This window comes from Streptomyces sp. NPDC086549 (assembly GCF_044746205.1).
In the GTDB taxonomy this organism is placed as follows: domain Bacteria; phylum Actinomycetota; class Actinomycetes; order Streptomycetales; family Streptomycetaceae; genus Streptomyces.
In genome coordinates this window covers 492,120-512,896 of sequence record NZ_JBIVBS010000001.1, presented here as the reverse complement: position 1 = coordinate 512,896, position 20,777 = coordinate 492,120, and the positions used below count along the sequence as shown (strand labels likewise).

Genomic DNA, 20,777 nt, shown 5'->3' with positions numbered 1-20,777 from the left:
CGCGACGACACCGAGTACGTAGAATCGCCGGGTGAACAACGCCCTACCCCCGGCGGAAGCCCTCCGTACCGCCCTCGCGGGCCTGCTCGACGGGCTCCCGCCCAAGCAGGCCGCCGGTGCCGTGGAGCGCCTGATCGCCAACTACCGGGGGCAGACCCCGACGGACGCGCCCATCCTGCGGGACCGCGCGGACGTCGCCGCGTACGCCGCGTACCGGATGCCCGCGACCTTCGAGGCGGTGCGGGCGGCGCTGGAGGCGTTCGCGGCGGCCGTACCCGGCTGGGTGCCCGGCAGCCAGGTCGACGTCGGGGGCGGGACCGGCGCGGCGACCTGGGCCGTAAGCGCGACCTGGGACGGGGTCCGGCCGGTGACCGTGCTGGACTGGGCCGAGCCCGCGCTGGCCCTCGGCCGGGAGATCGCCGCCGCGAACCCGGCGCTGCGGGACGTCAGGTGGCAGCGCTCTCGCATCGGAGCGGCGCTCACCATCGAGAGCACCGCACTCGTCACCGTCTCCTACGTCCTCAACGAACTCTCCGAGGCCGACCGCACCGCCCTCGTCGACGCCGCCGCTGCCGCCGCGCAGGCCGTCGTGATCGTCGAGGCCGGCACACCCGCCGGATACGCCCGCGTCATCGAGGCCCGCGACCGGCTGATCGACGCCGGATTCCAGGTCGCCGCCCCCTGCCCGCACAGCGTCGCCTGCCCCATCGTGCCCGGCACGGACTGGTGCCACTTCTCGGCCCGGGTCAGCCGCTCCTCCCTGCACCGCCAGGTCAAGGGCGGCTCACTGGCGTACGAGGACGAGAAGTTCAGCTATGTGGCCGCCGCCCGCTTCCCGGTCGCTCCGGCCGCCGCCCGCGTGGTCCGGCGCCCGCAGATCCGCAAGGGGCAGGTGCTCCTCGACCTGTGCGAGGCCGACGAGCACCTGCGCCGCACGACGGTCACCAAACGCCACGGCGACCTGTACAAGGCGGCCCGCGACGCGGACTGGGGCGATTCCTGGCCGCCGGACGACGACGACACGTCACAGCCGTAGCTCCCGCAGGTCCCGCGGCTCCCGTAGCTCCTGCGTGCAGCACTTCACGCTGCCGCCGCCCTTCAGCAGCTCGCTCAGGTCGACGCCGACCGGCTCGAAGCCACGCTCCCGGAGCGGCCCGAAGAGCCCGGCCGCCGCCTGTGGCAGCACCACGCGCAGACCGTCCGACACGGCGTTCAGCCCGAACGCGGCCGCGTCCTCGGCACCGGCGGTCAGCGCGTCCGGGAACAGCCGCCGGAGCACCTCCCGGCTGCCCGGCGAGAAGGCGGGCGGGTAGTACATGACCTCGTCGGCCGAGTCGTCGAGCACGGCGAGGGCGGTGTCCAGGTGGTAGTGGCGCGGGTCGACCAGCTCCAGACCGATCACCGGACGCCCGAAGAACTCCTGCGCCTCGCCGTGCGACAGGGGGCTCGCCCGGAAGCCGCGCCCGGCCAGCACATAGGAGGCGGTGACGGCGAAGTCGCCCTCGCCCTCGTTGACGTGGACGGGCTCGCGGACGTGCGCGAAGCCGTGCGCGCGGTACCAGTCCAGGTGCGCGGCGGCCTCGTCCACCCGCTCCCGGTGGGCGAAACGCGCCCCCAGTACCCGCCCGTCCACGACGGTGGCGCCGTTCGCGGCGAACACCATGTCGGGCAGACCGGGCACCGGGGCGAGTTCCTCGACGGTGTGGCCGAGGGAGCGGTAGAGGTCACGCAGCTGTTCCCACTGGGCGACGGCGAGGGGTGTGTCGACGGGCTTGCCGGGGTCCATCCATGGGTTGATGGAGTACGTGACCTCGAAGTGCCTGGGTGAGCACATCAGATAGCGCCGGGGTGTGGCGCGGCGGGAAAGGGCCAAGGCGGGCTCCTCCGGTACCGCAGGGGTGGTTGGTGCCCATGGTGCGTTTCCGGCGGCGCGGGCGCGTGTGCCGAACGGGTTGTCTTCCTCGTCGGCTTCGACCCACGGCCGGGCTTGTTAGCTTCGACCCATGGTCAAGAAGCCCACCCCCGACGCCACCCGCCGCAGCGAGAAGTCCCGCCGCGCGATCTACGACGCCGCCCTCGCCCTGGTGGGGGAGGTCGGGTATCCCAGGACCACCGTCGAGGGGATCGCCGCCCGGGCCGGGGTCGGCAAGCAGACCATCTACCGCTGGTGGCCGTCGAAGGCGGACGTGCTCCTGGAGGCCTTCCTGGATCTGGGCGAGCGGACGGCACAGGCCGCGGGGCAGGAGCCGTACGAGATCCCGGACACCGGCGACCTCGCCGCCGATCTCAAGGCCGTGCTGCGTGCCACGGTCGACGAGCTGCTCGACCCCGGCTTCGAGGTGCCCTGCCGCGTCCTGGCCGCCGAGGGCGTGGTCAACGAGCAGCTCGGCCGCGAGTTCGTCACCAAGCTCCTCGAACCCCGGCTCCACCTGTACGCCGACCGCCTGCGCTCCGCGCAGAAGGAGGGGCACGTACGCCCGGACGTCGACCCGCGCATCGCCCTGGAGCTGTTCGTCTCGCCGCTCGCCCAGCGCTGGCTGCAGCGCACCGGACCGATCTCGTACGACTACACCGACACCCTGGTCGACTACGCAGTGCATGGGCTCGCCCCGCGCTGACCGGAAATCGCAGGTCGGAAGCCGGGTATGTCCCGACAAGGCGCCCCGGGGCCCGGGAAGGTGGGACCATAGGGCATGCTGTCCGGACAAGAGCGAGGCAGGGGACAGATGAGCGCGACGTTCGGCGGCCGTACCGGCCGGCAGGGCAAAATCTCCCAGTGGCTGCGCGGACGCCGCCCGCAGGAGGCCGCCGACGACGGCGGCCGTGAGGCCCTGCTGCTCGCCGCCGCCGGAGCCGGACTGCCCCTCGCGCCCGCCGCGCACCCCGCGCCCGGCTACCGCTGTTCCTGCGACCGCGTCGGCTGCCCCACCCCCGCCCGGCACCCGGTGTCCTTCGCCTGGCAGACGCAGTCCACCACCGACCGCGCCCAGATCGAGCGCTGGGCCCGGCACCAGCCGCAGGCCAACTTCATCACCGCGACCGGCATGGTGCACGACGTCCTCGACGTGCCCGTGGAGGCCGGGCGGCAGGCGCTGGAGCGGCTGCTCGACTCCGGCGTGGAGGTCGGGCCGGTCGCCGAGAGCGACGACGGCCGCATGCTGTTCTTCACCCTCACCCGCGGCACACCCGAGGACGAGGACGAGTGGTGGCCCTGCGAACTGGACTGCCACCCCGAGACCATGGACGAACACCCCGGGCTGCGCTGGCACTGCCGGGGCTCGTACGTGCTCGTACCGCCGGCCCGGCTGCCCGGTGACGAGGACCGGGCGGTGCGCTGGGTGCGCGGCCCGGAACACGCGCTGCCCGACCCGCTCAGCCTGCTGGAGGTCCTCACCGACGCCTGCGCCCGGCACGCCGGCGAGGAGCCCGGCCACGCGGCGGCCTGGCCTGTGCGCCACTGAGGGCTGCTTCTCCCGCTGCCCGGCTATTCGCCCTGAGCCGCCGTCAGCCCCTGGATGCGGCCCAGCATCGACACCTTGCCGTCGCCCGACCCCGTCCTCGGGTCCAGGGCGGCCTCGTTGGAGACGAACTCCAGCGTCAGCGTCTGCTTGACCTCGCCCTTCGTCAGGGCCTGCACGTCCTTGTTCTGGGTGGGGACGGAGGTGCCCGCGGCGGCGGTCTCCTTCTCGTAGTGGTGCGTCGTGAAGAACACCAGCGCCCCGCCGTCGGTCGTGCGCAGCGCCAGCGGCGCGTACTCGCCGTCCGTCCGCGGCTCGTCGACGTACTGCGTGACCAGACCCGGCTTGCGGGCCTCCTTGGCGCGTGTCTTGCGCCAGCCGCTGGTGTGCTCGCCGTCCGCGAAGACGCTGCCGCCGCTCTTCAGGTACGTCGTGTACTGCCGGCTCAGGTCCTGCGGGCGGACGGCCAGTTCCGCGGAGGCCGCCGGTACGGCCTCGGCCCAGCCGTCCTTGTCCTTCTTGAACTCCGGCACGCTGCCGGGGGCCAGGAGTGTGAGGTACGCCACCTGGAACGGCTCGGTCAGGCTGTTGCGGGTGAAGACGAACAGCCAGCGCGCGCTGCCGCCCTTGTTGGCGGCGGTGTCGGCGACGAACCAGCGCGGCCAGCCCGCCTTCTTGGGGATGGTGAACTTCGCGTCCGACAGCTTCAGCGGCACGTGTCCGGTGTTGCCCGCGGGGTTGTTCGCGCGCCCGGCCTTCAGGCGGGCCGCGTCGATGTCGCCGAGGGCACCGGTGACGTAGTCCGCGTCCAGGGAACTGTCGAACGCCTTGTCCGCCTCGTTGTACGCGTCCGTGAACTGTGCCAGTGCCCTGGCCGCCTCGGCTCTGGTGGTGGCCGGGAGCACCTCGCGCTCCCCGTGGACCACCATGCATCCGCTCGCCGTCAGCGACAAAGCGGTCAGTGAGGCCGCTATGAGTGCGTTCCGGTCCCGCCTGCGAAGCCTTCGAGGGCTGCGATCCGTGGTCATGAGGTGCCTTCACCTTCCCCTTCCCGGAGGCCGACCCTACCGGGGCGGGACGGCCGGCGGGTGCCGGGTTCCCCTGGTGCGCCCGCTCCGTGATCCGGGGGCGGAAACGGCGGCGGGGGGGGGGGGGCCCCCCGCCCCGGGCGCCCCCCCCCCCCCCGGGGCCGCCCCCCCCCCCCCCGGGGGGCCCCCCCCCCCGCACCCAGGGGGGAGCGAGAGGGGGCCTGTGTTATTTTTTTATTTTGTGGGTTGGTGGGGTTGGGGGGGGGTCCCTGCCCGCGGGGGGGGGGGGGGGGGGGGGGGGCCCCCCCCCCCCGGGGGGGGGCCCCCCCCCGCCGCCGTTTCCGACATGCCGTCAGACCTTGTCGCGCACCGCCTGCGTCGACTGCTGCGGTCCCTTCCGGGCGATGAGGCCCGCCGGGGCGAGGAAGATCGCGAGCGTCGGGACCAGGTACAGCAGCCACACCGTGACCTGGACGACCGTCGGGTCGGGCTGGAAGTTGAACACGCCCTTGAGGAGCGTGCCGTACCAGCTGTCCGGCTCGATCGTGTCGCTGATGTCGAAGGCCAGCTTCCGGATGCCCGGGATCCAGTTGGCCTCCTGCAGGTCGTGGAAGCCGTAGGCGAGGACGCCCGCGGCGACGACGACCAGCATGCCGCCGGTCCAGGTGAAGAACTTGGCGAGGTTGATCTTCAGGGCGCCGCGGTAGAACAGCCAGCCCAGCAGCACGGCCGTGGCCAGTCCGAGGGCCACGCCGATCAGCGGGCGCGGGGTGCCGTCGCTGGCCGCGTGCACCGACGCCCATACGAACAGGGCGGTCTCCAGGCCCTCCCGGCCGACGGCGAGGAACGCGGTGGCGACCAGTGCGCCCGTGCCCATCGCCAGGGCCGCGTCCAGCTTGCCGTGCAGCTCCGACTTCAGATGCCGGGCGGTGCGCCGCATCCAGAAGACCATCCACGTCACCAGGCCCACCGCGACGATGGACAGGGACCCGCCGAGCGCCTCCTGTGCCTCGAACGTCAGCTCCTGGGAGCCGAATTCGAGCGCGCAGCCGAAGCCCATGGCGATCGCGACCGCGATGGCGATGCCGATCCAGATCGGCTTCAGCGCGTCCCTGCGGTCCGTCTTGACCAGGTAGGCGATGAGGATGCAGACGACGAGCGACGCCTCCAGCCCCTCGCGCAGGCCGATCAGGTAGTTGGAGAACACGGGCTATGCCTCCTCGGAGAACAGCGTCCGGCCCCACCAGTCGTCCTTGTCCCGGACGCCGGGCGGAACCGCGAAGATCGCCGAACCTACGTGCTGGATGTACTCGTTGAGCGCGTCCGACGCCGACAGCTTGCGCTGCAGCGGGATGAAACCCTTGCGCACGTCACGCATGTAGGCCAGGAAGAACAGGCCCGCGTCGAGACGGCCGAGGCCGTCCGTGCCGTCCGTGAACGAGTAGCCCCGGCGCAGGATCGTGATCCCGTCGTTGGAGTCGGGGTGCGCGAGGCGGACGTGCGCGTCCGGCTTCATCGCCTTCAGGAACGGCTTGTCGTGCTCCTTGGCCTTGCCGACCGGTGCCCCCTCGCCCTTGTCGCGGCCGAAGATGTCCTCCTGCTCCTGGAGCGGGGTGCGGTCCCAGGTCTCGATGTGCATGCGGATGCGCCGGGCGACCAGGTACGACCCGCCGGTCATCCAGGCCGAGTCCTTGCCGTTGTCGCCGTCGCCGACCCACACGAACTTCTTGAGCCGGTCCGTCTCCGTGCCCGCGATGTTGCGGGTGCCGTCCTTGAACCCCATCAGGTTGCGCGGGGTCTGGGCGTCCGGGGTGGTCGACGAGGTCTTGCCGAAGCCGAGCTGCGACCAGCGGATGACGACCTTGCCGAAGCCGATGCGGGCCAGGTTGCGGATCGCGTGCACGGCGACCTGAGGGTCGTCCGCGCAGGCCTGGATACACAGATCGCCGCCGGTGCGGGTCTTCTCCAGGTTGTCGCCGGGGAACTTCGGCAGGTCCACCAGCGCCTCGGGCCGCCGGTCCGCCAGCCCGAACTTCTCGAACAGCGACGGGCCGAAGCCGATCGTCAGCGTCAGCCGCGACGGCTTGAGGCCCAGCGCCTCACCGGTGTCGTCCGGCGGCGCCTCGGCCAGCCCGCCGTACGCGCCCTCGCCGACCGGCTTGCCGGCGGTCATCCGGTGGGCGGCCGCCGTCCAGTCCTTCAGCATCTGCACGAACTCGGCGCGGTCCTCGGTCTCCACGTCGAACGCGGCGAAGTGCAGCCTGTCCTGCACCGGTGTGGCGATGCCCGCCTGGTGGGCGCCGTGGAACCCCACGGCGGCACCCGTCTCGGCGGCCACCGGGTCCACGTCGTCGCCGGTCTTCGCCATCGCCACCGCACCGCCGGCCGCGGCGGCCCCGAGCGCGAGCCCGGCGCCGCCCCAGCCGATCAGCGCGCGGCGGGTGGGAGAAGCGGAAGAGGTGGAAGAGGTGCTGTCCTGGATCTCGCTCATGGTCGCCCCCTACTTCTTCTTCACAACCGTGGCGGCGAGCTTGGACAGCGGCTCCGCGAGGGAGTTCACCGCGTCCGACAGCTCCTTGCGCTGGTCCTTGGTGACCTTGTCGTACGAGACGAAGTCGTACGAGTTCTTGTCCGAGCGGTACTTGTCCAGCAGCGTGTTCAGCTCGGTGAACTGCTTGTCGAGCTCCGTGGTCAGCGCCGGGTCGTTCTTCGACGCGACCGGCTTGAGCAGCTCGTACGCCTTCTGCGCGCCCTCGACGTTGCCCTTGAAGTCGGCCAGGTCGGTGTGCGAGTAGCGGTCCTCCTCGCCGGTGACCTTGCCGGTGGCGACCTCGTCGAGCAGCTCCTTGGCGCCGTTGGCCATGGAGGTCGGGGTGATCTCGGCCTTGCCGACCCGCCCCTGCCAGTCCTTCAGGTCGGTCACCAGCTGGTCGGCGAGGGTCTTCTCCTCGTCGCCGATCTTCTTGTCCTGCCAGAGGGCCTTCTCCAGACGGTGCCAGCCGGTCCACTTCTGGCCGGCCTCCAGGCCGTCGGCGCGCGTGTCGGTCTTGGGGTCGATGTCACCGAAGGACTCGGCGATCGGCTCGGTGCGCTCCCAGCCGAGGCGCGAAGGCGCGTAGGCCTTCTTGGCGGCCTCCAGGTCACCGGCCTTGATCGCCTTCGCGAAGGTCTCGGTGAGCGGCACGGTGGCGTCGGCCTGCTCCTTGGCGTACTCGCGGTAGTCGGCGACCGCCTGGTCCAGCTTCGGGTCCCGCTCGGCGACCGAGCCGCCGGTGACCTTGAGGTCCTGGCGGATGCCGGTGCCCTTCATACCGGGCTTGCACGCGATCCGGTACGAGCCCGCCTTCACCTCGGCGGTGACCCGCTGCTTCGTGCCGGGGCCGATGTTCTCGCGCTCGCTGACGATCCGGTCGTCCGGGAAGAGGATGTAGACCTCGGTGATCTTGGAGCCCTTGTTCTCGATGGCGAGCTCGACGTGCCCGGCGGAGATCTCCTTCTTGGAGGTCTCGCACTTGCTGTCGGTGGCGGTCACGTCGATGACGCGGTCGCCGCCCTTGGCGTCGCTCTTCGCAGTGCAGGCCGTGAGGGCGGTCAAAGCCGCCGTGGCGACGGCGGCGGTGACTGAGAGTCGGGCGGCTCGCATGCAGGCTCCAAGCGGGGACGGTGTGGTGAGGCTGGCCTAACTTACATGAGGCTTACCTCACTAATACCCACCAGGTCCGCGATTCAGCTCCCACGGAAAGATCACAGACACGGCTTGATGTCGACGGCTCAAAACGGACCCCAAGGGATGGTAAAGGGAGGGTCAAGTGGGTATGCCTTAATCCGCTGCCGGACACCGCGTTCCTTGCCCCAGACTGGCCCGCATGGACAGGTCGCACAGGGAACTGCTGGGGCTGGGCGGCCTGGTGCTGGACGTACGGGGCCGGCCCGGCCCGCCGGCGTTGCGCTTCGAGTGCGCGCCCGGCGGCCGGGTGCTGCTGCGGCAGGGGGAGCGGCCGCTGCTCCTGGGCCGCGAGGAACGGGGCGGCTGTTCGCGGGAGGGGCTCTTCGTGCACCGGTCGGCGGGCTACCGCTCACCGCTGCCGCCGCCCCGCTCGACGCGGCAGCGCCGGCCGGGCAACTGGGTTCACCAGTACGCGCGTTGGCTGGAGGAGGCACCGCAGGACGGGCCGCTGCACGACGGACGCTGGCTCCTCGGGGAGCGCCACCGGTTTCCGTCGTACGTCTGGTGGGGCGACTTCCTGCGGGACTGGCCCGGCGGCTACCTGGACTGGTGCGGGGGCGGCTGGGAGGGCGTCGTACCGCTGCGCCCGCTGTCGCCGGAGGACGCCCCGCGGGTGAAGGCGTACCGGAAGCACGTCCGCGAGGGCACGCTCGCGCCGGTTCTCCTGTGGTGGGTCACGCTCCTCGACGGCTGGGTGATCCTCGACGGCCACGACCGGGCCGTGGCGTCGCTCGCGGAGGGCCGGACCCCGCCCTGCGTGGTGCTGACCAGGGTGCCGGACGAGGAGGACTGGAGGCGGACGGCGGACAAGGTGACCAGGGGACACCGAGGGAGGCTGGAGCGGCTGACCGCCCGCCCCGCCGACCCCGGCACCGAACGGCAGCGGAACACGCTGCTGCGGGCGTACGGAGACGTCATGTCCGCACTGCCGTACGAGACGGCCCCCACCCGCTCCTGGCCGCTCCCCGGCGCCGCCCCCACCTGGGACGACCTGGCCGCCGCCGCAATGTTTCAATGCCCCGGTGACTGACTACGACGTGCTGCGTGTCTTCTGCGCGGCGAACGGCGGATACGGCAACGAGCTCGGCGTCGTCCGCGACGGTTCACGCATGCCCGGCCGGGAGGACCGGCAGGCGTTCGCGGCGAAGCTCGGCTTCAGTGAGACCGTGTTCGTGGACGACCCCGAGCGCGGGATCATCGACATCTACACCCCCACCCTGCGCCTGCCCTTCGCCGGTCACCCCTGCGTCGGCGCGGCCTGGCTGCTCGACGTACCCGAACTGGTGCCGCCCGCGGGTGTTGTCGGCGCCCGCCTGGACGGCGAGTTCAGCTGGATCGAGGCGCTGCCGGAGTGGGCCCCGCCGCGCACACTCCGCCGGTACGCCAACGCCGCCGAGGTCGACGCCCTGCCCGTCCCGCCGCCCGGCGAGTGGATCTACGCCTGGGCCTGGGAGGACGAGTCCGCCGGACGGGTCCGTGCCCGCGCCTTCCCCGGCCGTGACGACGGCATCGAGGAGGACGAGGCCACCGGGGCGGCGGCGTTGCTGCTCACCGCACAGCTGGGTCGCGCCCTCAACATCACACAGGGCGCGGGCTCCCAGATCCTCACGGCACCGCAGCCGGGAGGATGGGTCGAGGTGGGCGGCCGGGTGTTCCTGGAGCGCCAGCCCGAGCGCTAGCGGTGTGACGACAGGACCTGGGCGCCCAGCGGGAACTCCTCGCCCAGCTCCCGGAAGACCGCCGTGTTCAGCGCGAACGCCCGCTTGCACTCGGCGATGATCCGCTGCTTCTCCAGGTCGTCGGCGTCGAGCGCGTCCAGCAGCTCCCGGTAACCCCGCTTGAACGCGGCGGGGTTGGGGATCCCCTCGAACACGTAGAACCGGACCCCGTCACCCTTTCTGGTGAAGCCCCACGTCCGCTCGGCCTTGTCCCGGATGATCTGGCCGCCGGAGAGGTCGCCCAGACAGCGGGTGTAGTGGTGGGCGATGTACCCCGCGGGCCACCGCTCGGCGCACTCCCGCACCCGGTCCGCGTACGCCCGTGTGGCCGGCAGCGCGGTCAGTCCCGCGCGCCACTCGGGTCCCCGCAGGTATGCGAGGTCGCGCTCCAGCGCGGGCAGCCGGTACAGCTCGGGCCGGACGAACGGCCCGGCCACCCGGTCCGACGCCAGCCGCTCGGCCCCGGCCTCCAGTGCCTCGTACACGAACCACAGCTGCTCGGTGTACCGCGCGTACGCGTCCACGCCGAGCCTGCCGCCGAGCAGGTCGCTCATGAACGTCGAGGTCTCGGCCTCCATGTGCTGCTCGTGGGACGCCGTGCGGATGAGTGTCGAGAAGGAGTCCATGGGGTGCGTTCTCCAAGCGGGGCTTACCTAAGTCTTCGGGTTTACCGACACCCTGTCGGTAAAAGTCTACAAGAGGAAGCCCGCCCTCCACATGTCTGTGGAAAGCGGGCTCGGGGGTCGGGGCAGGGTCGGTCAGGGCAGGGTCAGGATCTCCGCCCCCGTGTCCGTCACCACCAGCGTGTGCTCGAACTGAGCCGTCCGCTTCCGGTCCTTGGTCACGACGGTCCACCCGTCGTCCCACATGTCGTACTCGTGCGTGCCCAGGGTCAGCATCGGCTCGATCGTGAAGGTCATCCCCGGCTGCATGACCGTCGTGGCGTGCGGGCTGTCGTAGTGCGGGATGATCAGCCCGGAGTGGAACGACGAGTTGATGCCGTGGCCGGTGAAGTCCCGCACCACGCCGTAACCGAACCGCTTGGCGTACGACTCGATGACCCGGCCGATGATGTTGATCTGCCGGCCCGGCTTGACCGCCTTGATCGCCCGGTCGAGTGACTCCCGGGTCCGCTCCACCAGCAGCCGCGACTCCTCGTCGACATCACCGACGAGATACGTCGCGTTGTTGTCGCCGTGCACCCCGCCGATGTACGCGGTCACGTCCAGGTTGACGATGTCGCCGTCCCGCAGCACCGTCGTGTCCGGGATGCCGTGGCAGATGACCTCGTTGACACTGGTGCACAGCGACTTGGGGAACCCGCGGTAGCCGAGCGTGGACGGGTAGGCGCCGTGGTCGCACATGTAGTCGTGGGCGACCTTGTCCAGCTGGTCCGTGGTCACACCCGGGGCGATGATCTTCGCCGCCTCGGCCATAGCCTGCGCGGCGATGCGCCCGGCGATCCGCATCGTCTCGATGGTCTCCGGGGTCTGCACCTCCGGACCGGTGTACGGCGTCGGCGCGGGCTTTCCGACGTACTCGGGGCGGCGGATGTTTCCGGGTACCGAACGGGTGGGAGAAAGCTCCCCTGGTACGAGCAGCGACTGGCCAGACATGCCAGCGAGTCTAACCAGCGGGCATGGGGGAACATGTCGATGGCGAGAGGAGCTGGTCATGGCCCTGTTCAAGAAGCGCACCGTCGGCAAGCCGGGCGAGTGGTACTACTGCCTGGAGCACAAGAAGGTCGAGGAAGGGCCCGAGTGCCCGGCCAAGGACCGCTTCGGTCCCTACGCCACCCGGGCGGAGGCCGAGCATGCGATGGAGTCCGCCCGCGAGCGCAATCTCCAGTGGGAGAACGACCCGCGCTGGCACGACGTCCCGGCGGGCGGTGACACGGACGAGGACTGATCACGCGTGTGACGAGGACTGATCACGCCTGTGCGGGCGCGGCGGCCGTACGCCGTTCGCGCAGCCGTACCGCGTGCTCGTTCGTCCGCGCGTCGTACGTCATCAGCCGGGGCAGGCACAGCGCCAGGAGCCCCACCGCGCCCGCGCACGCCAGCCCGCCGGACCAGACGGAGGCGCGCACGCCCAGCCACGCCGCGAAGCCGCCCGCCCGGACCTGACCGAGCTGCGGCCCCACCGAGTACGACAGCAGTTCGATCCCGGCGAGCCGGCCGCGCAGCTCGTCCGGGATCGTCTGGTTCCACATGGCGGTCCGGAAGATCCCGCTCACCATGTCGAATCCACCGCCGACGGTGAGGAACAGCAGGACGAGCCATACGTTGCCGCAGACACCGGCGGCGGCGACGGCCAGCCCCCATCCCGCGGCCGAGACCACCACCATCAGCCCGTGCCGGTGGACCCGCGAGGTCCAGCCGCTGGTCACGCTCACCAGCAGCGCCCCGGCCGGCACCGTGGCGTACATCAGGCCCAGTGACCACTCGGCGTGCAGCTCGTCGGCGAGGAAGGGCAGTACCGCGAGCGGCATCGCGAGGAGCATCGCCGCGATGTCGACGACGTACGTGCCGAGGAGCTCCTTGCGGCTCCAGGCGTACCGGGCGCCCTCGACGATCGCGCCCAGCGACGGCTTCGCGGCCTCGTGGGCGGCGGGGGAGGGGGCGATGCGGACGACGAAGGCGACCGAGACGACGAAGGTCAGCAGGTCCGCCGCATAGGCCCAGCCGAGCCCGGCGTAGGCCACGACCACGCCCGCGACCGCCGGGCCCGCCACCCCGCCGACCGTCCAGCGCAGGGAGTTGAGCGCCGCCGCCGCGGGCTGCTGCTCATGGGCCACGATCCGCGGCCACAGCGAGTCCAGGGCGGGCCGCTGAAGGGAGCCGACGGCCGAGGCGAGGGCGGCCAGGACGTACAGCGGCCAGACGGCGGGGTGCGGCAGGAGCGCGTTGAGCAGCAGCAGCGCGCTCAGCAGGCCCTGCCCGGCCTCCGTCCACACGATCAGCTTCCGCTTGTCCAGCGCGTCCGCGAGTGCGCCGCCGTACAGCCCGAACACGATCAGCGGCACCAGCTCCACGGCCCCGATCGCGCCGACCGCCGCCGCGGACCCGGTGAGCTCCTTCATCTGCACCGGCACCGCGACGAAGGTGAGAAAGCTGCCGAAGTTGCTGATGAGCCCCGACATCCAGAGCTTGCGGAAGTCGGCGGAGGCCCGCCAGGGGGCGAGATCGGGGAGGAGGGCACGCAGCCCGGTGGGGGATGTGTCGGCGTCGTCGGTCACGAGGGGTCATGGTCGACCGGGGCGCAAGGGCACAGCAAGCGCTTTTCGACGGTCCCGGAAGCCTCGTCGGGTTTCTCGGGGAGGCCCCGTCACCAGGGGGCGGCCGGTGGTGCCGTCAGGGTCTCCGCCAGCCTCGACAGACGGTCCCGGAAACCTCGTCGGACCCTCGGAGAGGCCCCGTTCTCCCCGGCCGCCGCGCTCACCAGGTGCTGCACGGTGTCCAGGTCCAGCGCCGCCCCCTCCGGCACGGCCAGTGACTCGTGCGCCATCGCCTCCAGTTCGCCCCCGCCGGACCCCACGGCCAGCACCGTCACCCCGGAGCGCCGGGCGTCGTGCACCCGCTCCAGCAGCGGCGCGGGCTCCTCGGGAGCCACGACCAGCAGCGTCTCGCCCCGCCGCGCCGCCCCGATCCGCCCCGGTCCCACGGCCAGGTGCGCGGGGTCCGAGGGGCGCGCGTCATGCCGTACGAGTGTCGGGGCCAGCTCCGGCGTCCCCGACCACGCGGCCTCGTCCACCAGGTGCGCCGCCAGATGCCACGGCTCGTACTCCGGCGTGCCCACGAGCAGCAGCCCGCCCCCGTGCGCCACCACGGAGCCGCGCAGCACCCCGGCGAACCGCCGCGTGGCATCCAACCACTCCGTCCCGGCAAGCACTTCGCGCAGCAGCGCGACCCGTACGGCGTCCATACGACCGCATCCTGCCGCAATCGGTCACTCGTGACGCGGAGTTCACCACGAATTCGCCCAACCCGGGGAAAGTGCCCAGTCACTGGAGACCCACGTCTGCTCTGGGAGCCGCCTGATGACACTGGTCACCGTTCCCTTCCGCGCGGGTGAGGAGGGCTACGCCAGCTACCGGATCCCGGCGGTCGTCGCCACCGCCTCGGGCACCCTGCTCGCCTTCTGCGAGGGCCGGGTCGGCTCCGCCAAGGACCACGGCGAGATCGACATCGTGCTGAAGCGCTCCACGGACGGCGGCCACACCTGGGGCCCGCTCCAGGTCGCCGCCGACAACGGCGCGAACCTCGCCGGCAACCCGGCCCCCGTGGTCCTCGACACCGGCCGCATCCTGCTCGTGCACGTCCGTGCCGCCGCCACCGCGAGCGAGGACTCCATCCTGCGCGGCAAGGTGAAGAACGCCGACGGCCGCCGCGTGTGGGTGCAGCACAGCGACGACGACGGCGTGCGCTGGTCCAGCCCGAAGGAGATCACCAGGTCGGTGAAGAAGGCGGGCTGGCGCTGGTACGCCACCGGCCCCGGCCACGCGATCCAGCTGAGCACGGGCCGGGTCCTCGTCCCCGGCAACCACACCGTGCCGCCCACCGGCACCGACCTCGGCAACGAGCCCAAGTACAACAGCGGCCACTGCCTGCTCAGCGACGACCGCGGCGCGACCTGGTTCCTCGGCTACACCGACGAGAACACCGACGGCTACGTCAACGTCAACGAGACCACCGCCGCCGAACTCCCCGACGGCCGCGTCTACTTCAACGCCCGCAACGACTCCCCGTCCCCCGGCAACCGCGCCGACGCCCACTCGGCGGACGGCGGGAAGACCCTCGTCAAACCGTTCCGCCCGCAGGCCGGGCTCACCGCCCCCGTCTGCGAGGCGAGCGTCCTCCAGCTCCGCGACCCCGACCTGCTCCTCCATTCCGGCCCCGCCGACCCCGCCGCCCGCGCCCTGATGACCGTCCGCTCCTCCACCGACGGCGGCACCACCTGGCGCCCGGTCCACACCGTCGACGGACTGCCCGCCGCCTACTCCGACCTGGTCCGCGTCGACAAGGACACCGTGGGTCTCCTCTACGAGACGGGCGACTTCGGCCCCTACGAGACGATCACCTTCCGGCGGGTGCCCGTGACGGACCTCACCTGAACCGCTGGGCAGGTGACGGCGGACGTAGAGTCGCGGCATGACCTCTACCGACAGCGCACAGCAGCCCGCGAAGGCCCCCGCCAAGGACCCCTGGGACCTGCCCGACGTCTCCGGGCTCGTCGTCGGCGTGCTCGGCGGGACCGGGCCGCAGGGCAAGGGCCTCGCCTACCGGCTCGCCAGGGCCGGCCAGAAGGTGATCATCGGCTCCCGGGCCACCGAGCGCGCCCAGGCCACCGCCGACGAACTCGGCCACGGCATCGAGGGCTTCGACAACGCCGAGACCGCGCGGCGCAGCGACATCGTGATCGTCGCGGTGCCCTGGGAGGGCCACGGCAAGACCCTGGAGTCCCTGCGCGAGGAACTGGCCGGCAAGCTCGTCGTGGACTGCGTCAACCCGCTCGGCTTCGACAAGAAGGGCGCCTACGCGCTGAAGCCGGAGGAGGGCAGCGCGGCCGAGCAGGCCGCGGCCCTGCTCCCGGACTCCCGGGTGACCGCCGCCTTCCACCACCTCTCGGCGGTGCTGCTGGAGGACCCGGAGACCGAGGAGATCGACACCGACGTCATGGTCCTCGGCGAGGATCGGGCCGACGTGGAGATCGTCCAGGCGCTGGCCGGGCGTATCCCCGGCATGCGCGGCATCTTCGCGGGGCGGCTGCGCAACGCGCACCAGGTGGAGGCCCTGGTCGCGAACCTGATCTCCGTCAACCGCCGGTACAAGGCGCACGCGGGACTCCGTGTCACGGACGTGTGAGTTCACGCCCACCGGCGTGTGAGACGTGAGGGCGCATGGGGGACACTGGACGCCATCAGCAGTGTCCCCCGACAGGAGCCGACCGACATGCCCCGCATCGCCCTCTACACCCTCGTCGTATGCCTGCTGGCCGTCGCCGCCGCGGTCGTCTCCTTCGTCCAGGGCAGCTGGCTGGGGATCGTCTGGGTGCTGCTCGCGGGTCTGTCGTCCAACATGACCTGGTACTACTTCAAGCGCGGCCGGGGCGCCGGGGGCACGTCCGTCACGGGCTGACCGAGCAGAACTCGTTACTGCCCAGCCAGAAACGGTAGAGCTCCTGGCCGCAGTAGCGGTCGTCGCCGTTGATCCCCAGGTGGTTCAGGATCGCGTCGATCACGTCGAAGAACGCGCTGTTGACGGACGGCACCCACAGCAGCGCGAACACGAACATCAGGCCGAAGGGCGCGAACGGCTCCACCTGGCGCTTCACGTCGTACGACAGCCAGGGCTCGATCACGCCGTATCCGTCCAGGCCCGGCACCGGCAGGAAGTTCAGGATCGCGGCCGTGACCTGGAGCAGCGCGAGGAAGGCCAGCGCGTACCGGAAGTCGCTGGGCACCCCGTCGAGGGCGTCCAGCCAGAACGGGGCCGTGCACACCACCGCGAACAGCACGTTGGTCAGCGGACCGGCCGCCGAGATCAGGCTGTGCCGCCAGCGCCCCCGGATCCGGCCGCGCTCGATGAACACCGCGCCGCCCGGCAGACCGATCCCGCCCATGATCACGAACACCACCGGGAGCACGATGCTCAGCAGCGCGTGCGTGTACTTCAGCGGGTTCAGCGTGAGGTAGCCCTTGGCCCCGACCGAGATGTCCCCGCTGTGCAGCGCGGTGCGCGCGTGCGCGTACTCGTGCAGACACAGGGAGACGATCCAGGCCGCCGTCACGAACAGGAAGACGGCGAGGCCGGGCTGCGCGGCGAACCCGGTCCAGGTGGCCCATCCCGTGACCGCGGTGACGGCCAGGATCCCGAGGAACACGGGACTGATCCGCCGGTCGCTGTGGCTGCGGGTGGTTGCGGAGGTCATCGGCGGGGCTCCCTGGGGGACTGGTGTGGTCGGCGAGCCCGACCGTACCGGGCACGAGGGGAAAACGTCTCGCGGTGCGCGGTCGGTTCCTGAAGGGTGGGGCCATGGCACTGATGAGGGTGTTCTACGAGGACTGGCAGATGGAGTGCTGCGGCACTCCGTTCACCGTGGGGGACGAGGTCGGCTGGCGGCTGGTGACCATGGACCGGGACCACGTCAGGGAAGGGGGCTGGGAGGAGGAGCGGCAGAAGTACGGCGGAGTGTCGTGGGTGGAGAACCACGGCGGCCCGCCGCACGAGACCACCGGCCTGGTCCGCTCAATCGACCTGGTGCACCAGGAGTACGCGGAGCCCAGCCCGGGAGCGCTCACTTTCGAACCGGTGGCCGGCACGAGGTCGCTCACACCCGTCGACAGCTGCCCGAAGTGGTTCGAGCAGGAGGAAACCCGTACGGAGTCGGGGTTGCGCCGCGCCCGCCGCACGGCCGGCGTCCTCGTCACCCTCGACGTCCCGGGCGCCCCGCCGCCGGAACCCCGTGACCGGCCCTGACACCACCGGAGACAATGGACCCCGTGCGCTACCGCATCCTCGGCACCACCCAGGCGCTCCGCCCCGACGGCACGGCCGTTCCCGTGGGCGGGGCGCGGCTGCGTGCCCTGCTGACCGTACTGGCCCTGCGCCCCGGCCGTACGGTGCCGGTGGGCCTGCTGGTCGACGAGGTGTGGCACGGTGACCCGCCCGCCGACGCGACCGGCGCGCTGCAGGCGCTGGTGGGACGGCTGCGGCGGGCACTCGGCGCGGACGCGGTCGCCTCGGCGGAGGGCGGCTACCGGCTCGCCGCCGCGCCCGACGACATCGACCTGCACCGCTTCGAGCGGCTCACCGGCGACGGCCTGCGCGCCCTGGCCGACGGCGACCCCGCGAAGGCGGCCGTCACCCTCGACGAAGCCCTCGCCCTGTGGCACGACCCCGCCCTCGCCGACCTGCCCGACCGCACCGCGGAGGCGGCCCGCTCGGAGACCCGCCGCCTCGACGCCCTCCGCGCCCGGCACACCGCCGCGCTCGCCCTCGGCGACGCCGACCACTTCCTGCCCGAGCTCACCGCTCTGTGCGACACCCACCCCCTCGACGAATCCCTCCAGGCCCTGCGCCTGCGCGCCCTGCGCGACGCGGGCCGCACGGCGGAGGCACTGGCCGCGTACGAGGACGTACGGCAACTGCTCGCGGACCGGCTCGGCTCCGACCCCGGCCAGGAACTGCGCTCTCTGCACGCGGAGTTGCTGAGCCCCGGGGACCCAGAGGGGCGGAACGGGCATACGGCGGATCCGCCCGGCCCGGGGCTCCCCGGCGCGGAGACAGCAGACCTCTCCGCCGTCCGCCCTGCCGCGGACGCCCCCGCCGAAGTCCGCCCGCCCGGCAACCTCCCCGCCCGTCTCACCTCCTTCGTCGGCCGGGAAGGCGACATCGAGGCCATCCGGGGCGACCTCGCGGCCGCCCGGCTCGTCACGCTGCTCGGGCCCGGCGGGGCCGGGAAGACGCGGCTGTCGCAGGAGGCCGCCGAGACCGTGCGGTACGCGGCGCGGGACGGCGTGTGGCTGGCCGAGCTGGCACCCGTCGACGACCCGGCCGCCGTACCGGAGGCCGTCCTCACCGCGATCGGCGCCCGCGAGACCGTGCTGCACGGCGCCGGTGCCGAGAGCATGCGGGCCGCCGTCGCCGACCGGCACGACGACCCCGTGGAGCGGCTGGTCGAGCACTGCGGCCGACGCCGCATGCTGATCGTCCTCGACAACTGCGAGCACGTCGTCGACGCGGCGGCCCGGCTGGTCGAGCGGCTGCTGGAGCGCTGCCCCGGACTGACGGTCCTGGCCACCAGCCGCGAACCCCTCGGCGTACCGGGCGAGTTGCTGCGCCCCGTCGAACCGCTGCCCGAGCCGTTCGCGCTGCGCCTGTTCGCCGACCGCGGCACGTCGGCGCGCCCCGGCTTCCGTACCGACGACGACCCCGAGGCCTGCGCGGAGATCTGCCGCCGCCTCGACGGACTCCCCCTCGCCATCGAGCTGGCGGCCGCCCGGCTGCGCATGCTCACCCCACGCCAGATCGCCGACCGGCTCGACGACCGCTTCCGGCTCCTCACCTCCGGAAGCCGCACCCTGCTGCCCCGCCAGCAGACCCTGCGCGCCGTCGTCGACTGGTCCTGGGACCTGCTCGACGAGGACGAACGGGACGTCCTGCGCAGCCTGTCGGTCTTCGCCGGCGGCTGCGACCTCGCCGCCGCCGAGGCGGTGTGCGGACCGGTCGCGCTGGAGGCGCTCGGTTCGCTGGTCGACAAGTCCCTCGTCGTGGCGGCCCCTTCGCCCGACGGAGGGATGCGCTACCGGCTCCTGGAGACCGTCGCCGAGTACGCGGGCGAGCGGCTCGACGAGGCCGGGCAGCGCAAGGCCACCGAGCGCGCGCACCTGACGTACTACCGCGAACTCGCCCGCACCACCGACCCGTTGCTGCGCGGCCCCGGCCAGCGTGCCGCCATCCGGCGGCTCCAGGCGGAGTACGAGAACCTGCGCACCGCCCTGCGTCACGCCGTCGCCGAGCGCGACGAGCAGGAGGCGCTCTGCCTGGTCCTGTCCCTGGTCTGGTACTGGCAGATGCGCGACCTGCGCATCGAGGCCCGCAACTGGTGCAGCGAGGTCATGGTCCTCGGACCCGACCCCTTCGCCGAGCCGCTGCGCCGCGCCGAACCCGTCTGGGAGCGCTGCACCGACACCCCGCCCCCGCTCACCGGAGAACTCCTCGCCGAGGCCCGGCGCGGTGTCCATCTGGCCCATCTCGCCTGCATGGACACCGAGTTGGATGCCTGGCAGACCCCCTCGGCGCAGGCGAAGCTGCGCAACATCACCGAGGTGTACGAGCCCGGCCTGCCGCAGACCTGCCGTGCCCCGGGCCTGCTCTGGTTCTTCGCCGTGATACTGACCGGCGGCGCGGACCGGGTGCGCGAGATCGCCGACGCCTGTGTGCGCACCTGCCGGGACACCCCCGGATTCGAGTGGGAACTGGCCGGCGCCCTGCAACTGCGCGCCAACCTGCTGGCCAACCGCACGGCCTGGGCGGGCAGCGCGACCGAGGACGCCGACGAGGCGCTGGAGATCTTCCGGCGACTCGGGGACGACTGGGGCACCGCGGAGGCGTTCTCCGCGCGCGGCGAGTCCCGCGAGCGCCAGGGCGAGTACCGGCTGGCCGCCGCCGACTACGAGACCGCCATCGAGCACGCCGAACTCCTCGGCGCCCGCGCCCAGGTGGCGGTGCTCGGCGCCCGCCTCGGCAGTGTGCTGATCGAGGCGGGCGAGCCGCAACGCGGGGAGCGACTGCTGCGCGAGGTGATCGCCGGCAAGGACGGCTCGCACAACGAGGCGATGCCCGCCGCCCGGCTCTTCCTGGCGGGACGGTACGCGACGACCGGCCGGATCGCGGAGGCGCGCGAGCAGGTGCGGCTGCTGCGCCGGGACTTCAAGATCGCCCACTTCATCGTCTTCGACGGGTTCATCCTCAGCCAGGAGGCCTGGCTGGACACCCTCGAAGGCCGTCACGAGGACGCCCTGGACAGGATCCGGCAGGCGCTGCGCCACGCCGCCGACCCGCTCTCCTCGACGATCGCCCCGCACATGCACTCCGTGCACCTGACCGTCGGGGCGATGGCCCTCAGCGGTCTGGACGGGCGGGCCCACGACGCCGCCCGGTGCCTCGGCGCCGCCGACGGCCTGCTGCCGGCGGGCCACTTCGCGTCCGGCACGGAGCGCGAGGTGCGCGACCGGGCGATGGCCGGGATCCGGGCGGTGCTCGACGACGAGGCGTACGAGGCCGCGTACGCCGAGGGCGGTGGCCTCTCCCTCGCGGAGGCCACCGCCCTGGTCTGACGCGCA

21 protein-coding genes are annotated in these 20,777 nt (G+C 72.2%); 11 read left to right on the top strand and 10 right to left on the bottom strand.

The features are described from left to right. Positions 1-31 precede the first annotated feature (31 nt). A complete protein-coding gene (locus ACIPSA_RS02360; protein ID WP_402627891.1) occupies positions 32-1,036 on the top strand; it encodes a small ribosomal subunit Rsm22 family protein in 1,005 nt (334 codons plus the stop codon). Here the strand turns inward: ACIPSA_RS02360 and ddaH are convergent. Further along, a complete protein-coding gene (gene ddaH, locus ACIPSA_RS02355; RefSeq protein WP_402627888.1) occupies positions 1,025-1,873 on the bottom strand; it encodes a dimethylargininase in 849 nt (282 codons plus the stop codon). The genes ACIPSA_RS02360 and ddaH overlap by 12 nt on opposite strands. Before the next feature lie 130 nt (positions 1,874-2,003). On the opposite strand from ddaH, the gene ACIPSA_RS02350 reads away from it, so the two are divergent. Beyond that, complete coding sequence (locus ACIPSA_RS02350; RefSeq protein ID WP_402627885.1) at positions 2,004-2,618, top strand: TetR/AcrR family transcriptional regulator; 615 nt, start codon at positions 2,004-2,006, stop codon at positions 2,616-2,618. 108 nt (positions 2,619-2,726) lie between these two features. After that, positions 2,727-3,461: a bifunctional DNA primase/polymerase gene (locus tag ACIPSA_RS02345; protein ID WP_402627883.1), complete on the top strand. Its 735-nt coding sequence runs from the start codon at positions 2,727-2,729 to the stop codon at positions 3,459-3,461. Between the two features lie 23 nt (positions 3,462-3,484). Here ACIPSA_RS02345 and ACIPSA_RS02340 read toward each other — a convergent pair whose 3' ends face one another. The 4 genes from ACIPSA_RS02340 to efeO form a co-directional block, all read right to left on the bottom strand. After that, positions 3,485-4,486, bottom strand: coding sequence for a hypothetical protein (locus tag ACIPSA_RS02340; RefSeq protein WP_402627880.1), 1,002 nt, complete (start codon positions 4,484-4,486; stop codon positions 3,485-3,487). Positions 4,487-4,838: 352 nt separating this feature from the next. Then, the gene (gene efeU, locus ACIPSA_RS02335; RefSeq protein WP_402627878.1) at positions 4,839-5,693 is read right to left on the bottom strand and encodes an iron uptake transporter permease EfeU; all 855 of its coding nucleotides are present in this window, start codon (positions 5,691-5,693) and stop codon (positions 4,839-4,841) included. Positions 5,694-5,696: 3 nt separating this feature from the next. Beyond that, positions 5,697-6,977 carry an iron uptake transporter deferrochelatase/peroxidase subunit gene (efeB, locus tag ACIPSA_RS02330; RefSeq protein ID WP_402627875.1) on the bottom strand — a complete coding sequence of 427 codons (1,281 nt, stop codon included), beginning with the start codon at positions 6,975-6,977 and terminating at the stop codon, positions 5,697-5,699. Between the two features lie 9 nt (positions 6,978-6,986). Further along, positions 6,987-8,129: an iron uptake system protein EfeO gene (gene efeO, locus ACIPSA_RS02325; protein WP_402627872.1), complete on the bottom strand. Its 1,143-nt coding sequence runs from the start codon at positions 8,127-8,129 to the stop codon at positions 6,987-6,989. 223 nt (positions 8,130-8,352) lie between these two features. Between efeO and ACIPSA_RS02320 the strand changes: the two genes are divergently transcribed. Next, positions 8,353-9,243, top strand: a complete 891-nt coding sequence (locus ACIPSA_RS02320) for a hypothetical protein (RefSeq protein WP_402627869.1) — start codon at positions 8,353-8,355, stop codon at positions 9,241-9,243. Continuing rightward, on the top strand, positions 9,236-9,892 hold the full coding sequence (locus ACIPSA_RS02315) for a PhzF family phenazine biosynthesis protein (protein WP_402627867.1): 657 nt from the start codon (positions 9,236-9,238) through the stop codon (positions 9,890-9,892). Before ACIPSA_RS02320 ends, ACIPSA_RS02315 begins: the two co-directional genes overlap by 8 nt. On the opposite strand, the gene ACIPSA_RS02310 is transcribed toward ACIPSA_RS02315, so the two are convergent. Together ACIPSA_RS02310 and map are read right to left on the bottom strand one after the other, a co-directional pair. Continuing rightward, the gene (locus ACIPSA_RS02310) at positions 9,889-10,557 is read right to left on the bottom strand and encodes a heme oxygenase (biliverdin-producing) (RefSeq protein ID WP_402627864.1); all 669 of its coding nucleotides are present in this window, start codon (positions 10,555-10,557) and stop codon (positions 9,889-9,891) included. The genes ACIPSA_RS02315 and ACIPSA_RS02310 overlap by 4 nt on opposite strands. A 132-nt stretch (positions 10,558-10,689) precedes the next feature. Beyond that, a complete protein-coding gene (gene map, locus ACIPSA_RS02305) occupies positions 10,690-11,547 on the bottom strand; it encodes a type I methionyl aminopeptidase (RefSeq protein WP_402627861.1) in 858 nt (285 codons plus the stop codon). Positions 11,548-11,605: 58 nt separating this feature from the next. Here map and ACIPSA_RS02300 point away from each other — a divergent pair, with 58 nt between their 5' ends. Further along, a complete protein-coding gene (locus ACIPSA_RS02300) occupies positions 11,606-11,839 on the top strand; it encodes a hypothetical protein (RefSeq protein WP_402627858.1) in 234 nt (77 codons plus the stop codon). 22 nt (positions 11,840-11,861) lie between these two features. Here the strand turns inward: ACIPSA_RS02300 and ACIPSA_RS02295 are convergent, their stop codons facing one another. Both ACIPSA_RS02295 and ACIPSA_RS02290 read right to left on the bottom strand, forming a co-directional pair. Beyond that, entirely contained in the window at positions 11,862-13,169 is a 1,308-nt protein-coding gene (locus tag ACIPSA_RS02295; protein WP_402627855.1) for an MFS transporter, read from the bottom strand. Positions 13,170-13,258: 89 nt separating this feature from the next. After that, positions 13,259-13,855 (bottom strand): hypothetical protein, encoded by a 597-nt coding sequence (locus ACIPSA_RS02290; protein WP_402627852.1) that lies wholly within the window; start codon positions 13,853-13,855, stop codon positions 13,259-13,261. A gap of 115 nt (positions 13,856-13,970) precedes the next feature. Here ACIPSA_RS02290 and ACIPSA_RS02285 point away from each other — a divergent pair, with 115 nt between their 5' ends. From ACIPSA_RS02285 to ACIPSA_RS02275, 3 genes are all read left to right on the top strand, one after another. Continuing rightward, a complete protein-coding gene (locus ACIPSA_RS02285) occupies positions 13,971-15,044 on the top strand; it encodes an exo-alpha-sialidase (protein ID WP_402627849.1) in 1,074 nt (357 codons plus the stop codon). A gap of 37 nt (positions 15,045-15,081) precedes the next feature. After that, the gene (npdG, locus tag ACIPSA_RS02280; protein ID WP_402627846.1) at positions 15,082-15,795 is read left to right on the top strand and encodes an NADPH-dependent F420 reductase; all 714 of its coding nucleotides are present in this window, start codon (positions 15,082-15,084) and stop codon (positions 15,793-15,795) included. 87 nt (positions 15,796-15,882) lie between these two features. Beyond that, the gene (locus tag ACIPSA_RS02275) at positions 15,883-16,068 is read left to right on the top strand and encodes a hypothetical protein (RefSeq protein WP_402627843.1); all 186 of its coding nucleotides are present in this window, start codon (positions 15,883-15,885) and stop codon (positions 16,066-16,068) included. On the opposite strand, the gene ACIPSA_RS02270 is transcribed toward ACIPSA_RS02275, so the two are convergent. After that, the gene (locus ACIPSA_RS02270; protein WP_402627841.1) at positions 16,058-16,861 is read right to left on the bottom strand and encodes a site-2 protease family protein; all 804 of its coding nucleotides are present in this window, start codon (positions 16,859-16,861) and stop codon (positions 16,058-16,060) included. The genes ACIPSA_RS02275 and ACIPSA_RS02270 overlap by 11 nt on opposite strands. Positions 16,862-16,965: 104 nt before the next feature. Between ACIPSA_RS02270 and ACIPSA_RS02265 the strand changes: the two genes are divergently transcribed. Both ACIPSA_RS02265 and ACIPSA_RS02260 read left to right on the top strand, forming a co-directional pair. Next, the gene (locus tag ACIPSA_RS02265) at positions 16,966-17,409 is read left to right on the top strand and encodes a DUF6578 domain-containing protein (RefSeq protein ID WP_402627838.1); all 444 of its coding nucleotides are present in this window, start codon (positions 16,966-16,968) and stop codon (positions 17,407-17,409) included. 14 nt (positions 17,410-17,423) lie between these two features. Further along, positions 17,424-20,771: an AfsR/SARP family transcriptional regulator gene (locus ACIPSA_RS02260; RefSeq protein WP_402627836.1), complete on the top strand. Its 3,348-nt coding sequence runs from the start codon at positions 17,424-17,426 to the stop codon at positions 20,769-20,771. Positions 20,772-20,777 lie beyond the last annotated feature (6 nt).

What these genes read in the sequence shown, in the direction of transcription:
- ACIPSA_RS02260 (WP_402627836.1), top strand. Translation starts at nt 17,424, where the DNA reads ATGGACCCCGTGCGCTACCGCATCCTCGGCACCACCCAGGCGCTCCGC.
- ACIPSA_RS02275 (WP_402627843.1), top strand. Translation starts at nt 15,883, where the DNA reads ATGCCCCGCATCGCCCTCTACACCCTCGTCGTATGCCTGCTGGCCGTC.
- ACIPSA_RS02340 (WP_402627880.1), bottom strand. Translation starts at nt 4,486, where the DNA reads ATGACCACGGATCGCAGCCCTCGAAGGCTTCGCAGGCGGGACCGGAAC.
- ACIPSA_RS02320 (WP_402627869.1), top strand. Translation starts at nt 8,353, where the DNA reads ATGGACAGGTCGCACAGGGAACTGCTGGGGCTGGGCGGCCTGGTGCTG.
- ACIPSA_RS02300 (WP_402627858.1), top strand. Translation starts at nt 11,606, where the DNA reads ATGGCCCTGTTCAAGAAGCGCACCGTCGGCAAGCCGGGCGAGTGGTAC.
- ACIPSA_RS02270 (WP_402627841.1), bottom strand. Translation starts at nt 16,861, where the DNA reads ATGACCTCCGCAACCACCCGCAGCCACAGCGACCGGCGGATCAGTCCC.
- ACIPSA_RS02290 (WP_402627852.1), bottom strand. Translation starts at nt 13,855, where the DNA reads ATGGACGCCGTACGGGTCGCGCTGCTGCGCGAAGTGCTTGCCGGGACG.
- ACIPSA_RS02285 (WP_402627849.1), top strand. Translation starts at nt 13,971, where the DNA reads ATGACACTGGTCACCGTTCCCTTCCGCGCGGGTGAGGAGGGCTACGCC.
- ACIPSA_RS02310 (WP_402627864.1), bottom strand. Translation starts at nt 10,557, where the DNA reads ATGGACTCCTTCTCGACACTCATCCGCACGGCGTCCCACGAGCAGCAC.
- ACIPSA_RS02345 (WP_402627883.1), top strand. Translation starts at nt 2,727, where the DNA reads ATGAGCGCGACGTTCGGCGGCCGTACCGGCCGGCAGGGCAAAATCTCC.
- ACIPSA_RS02350 (WP_402627885.1), top strand. Translation starts at nt 2,004, where the DNA reads ATGGTCAAGAAGCCCACCCCCGACGCCACCCGCCGCAGCGAGAAGTCC.
- npdG (WP_402627846.1), top strand. Translation starts at nt 15,082, where the DNA reads ATGACCTCTACCGACAGCGCACAGCAGCCCGCGAAGGCCCCCGCCAAG.
- efeO (WP_402627872.1), bottom strand. Translation starts at nt 8,129, where the DNA reads ATGCGAGCCGCCCGACTCTCAGTCACCGCCGCCGTCGCCACGGCGGCT.
- efeB (WP_402627875.1), bottom strand. Translation starts at nt 6,977, where the DNA reads ATGAGCGAGATCCAGGACAGCACCTCTTCCACCTCTTCCGCTTCTCCC.
- map (WP_402627861.1), bottom strand. Translation starts at nt 11,547, where the DNA reads ATGTCTGGCCAGTCGCTGCTCGTACCAGGGGAGCTTTCTCCCACCCGT.
- ACIPSA_RS02265 (WP_402627838.1), top strand. Translation starts at nt 16,966, where the DNA reads ATGGCACTGATGAGGGTGTTCTACGAGGACTGGCAGATGGAGTGCTGC.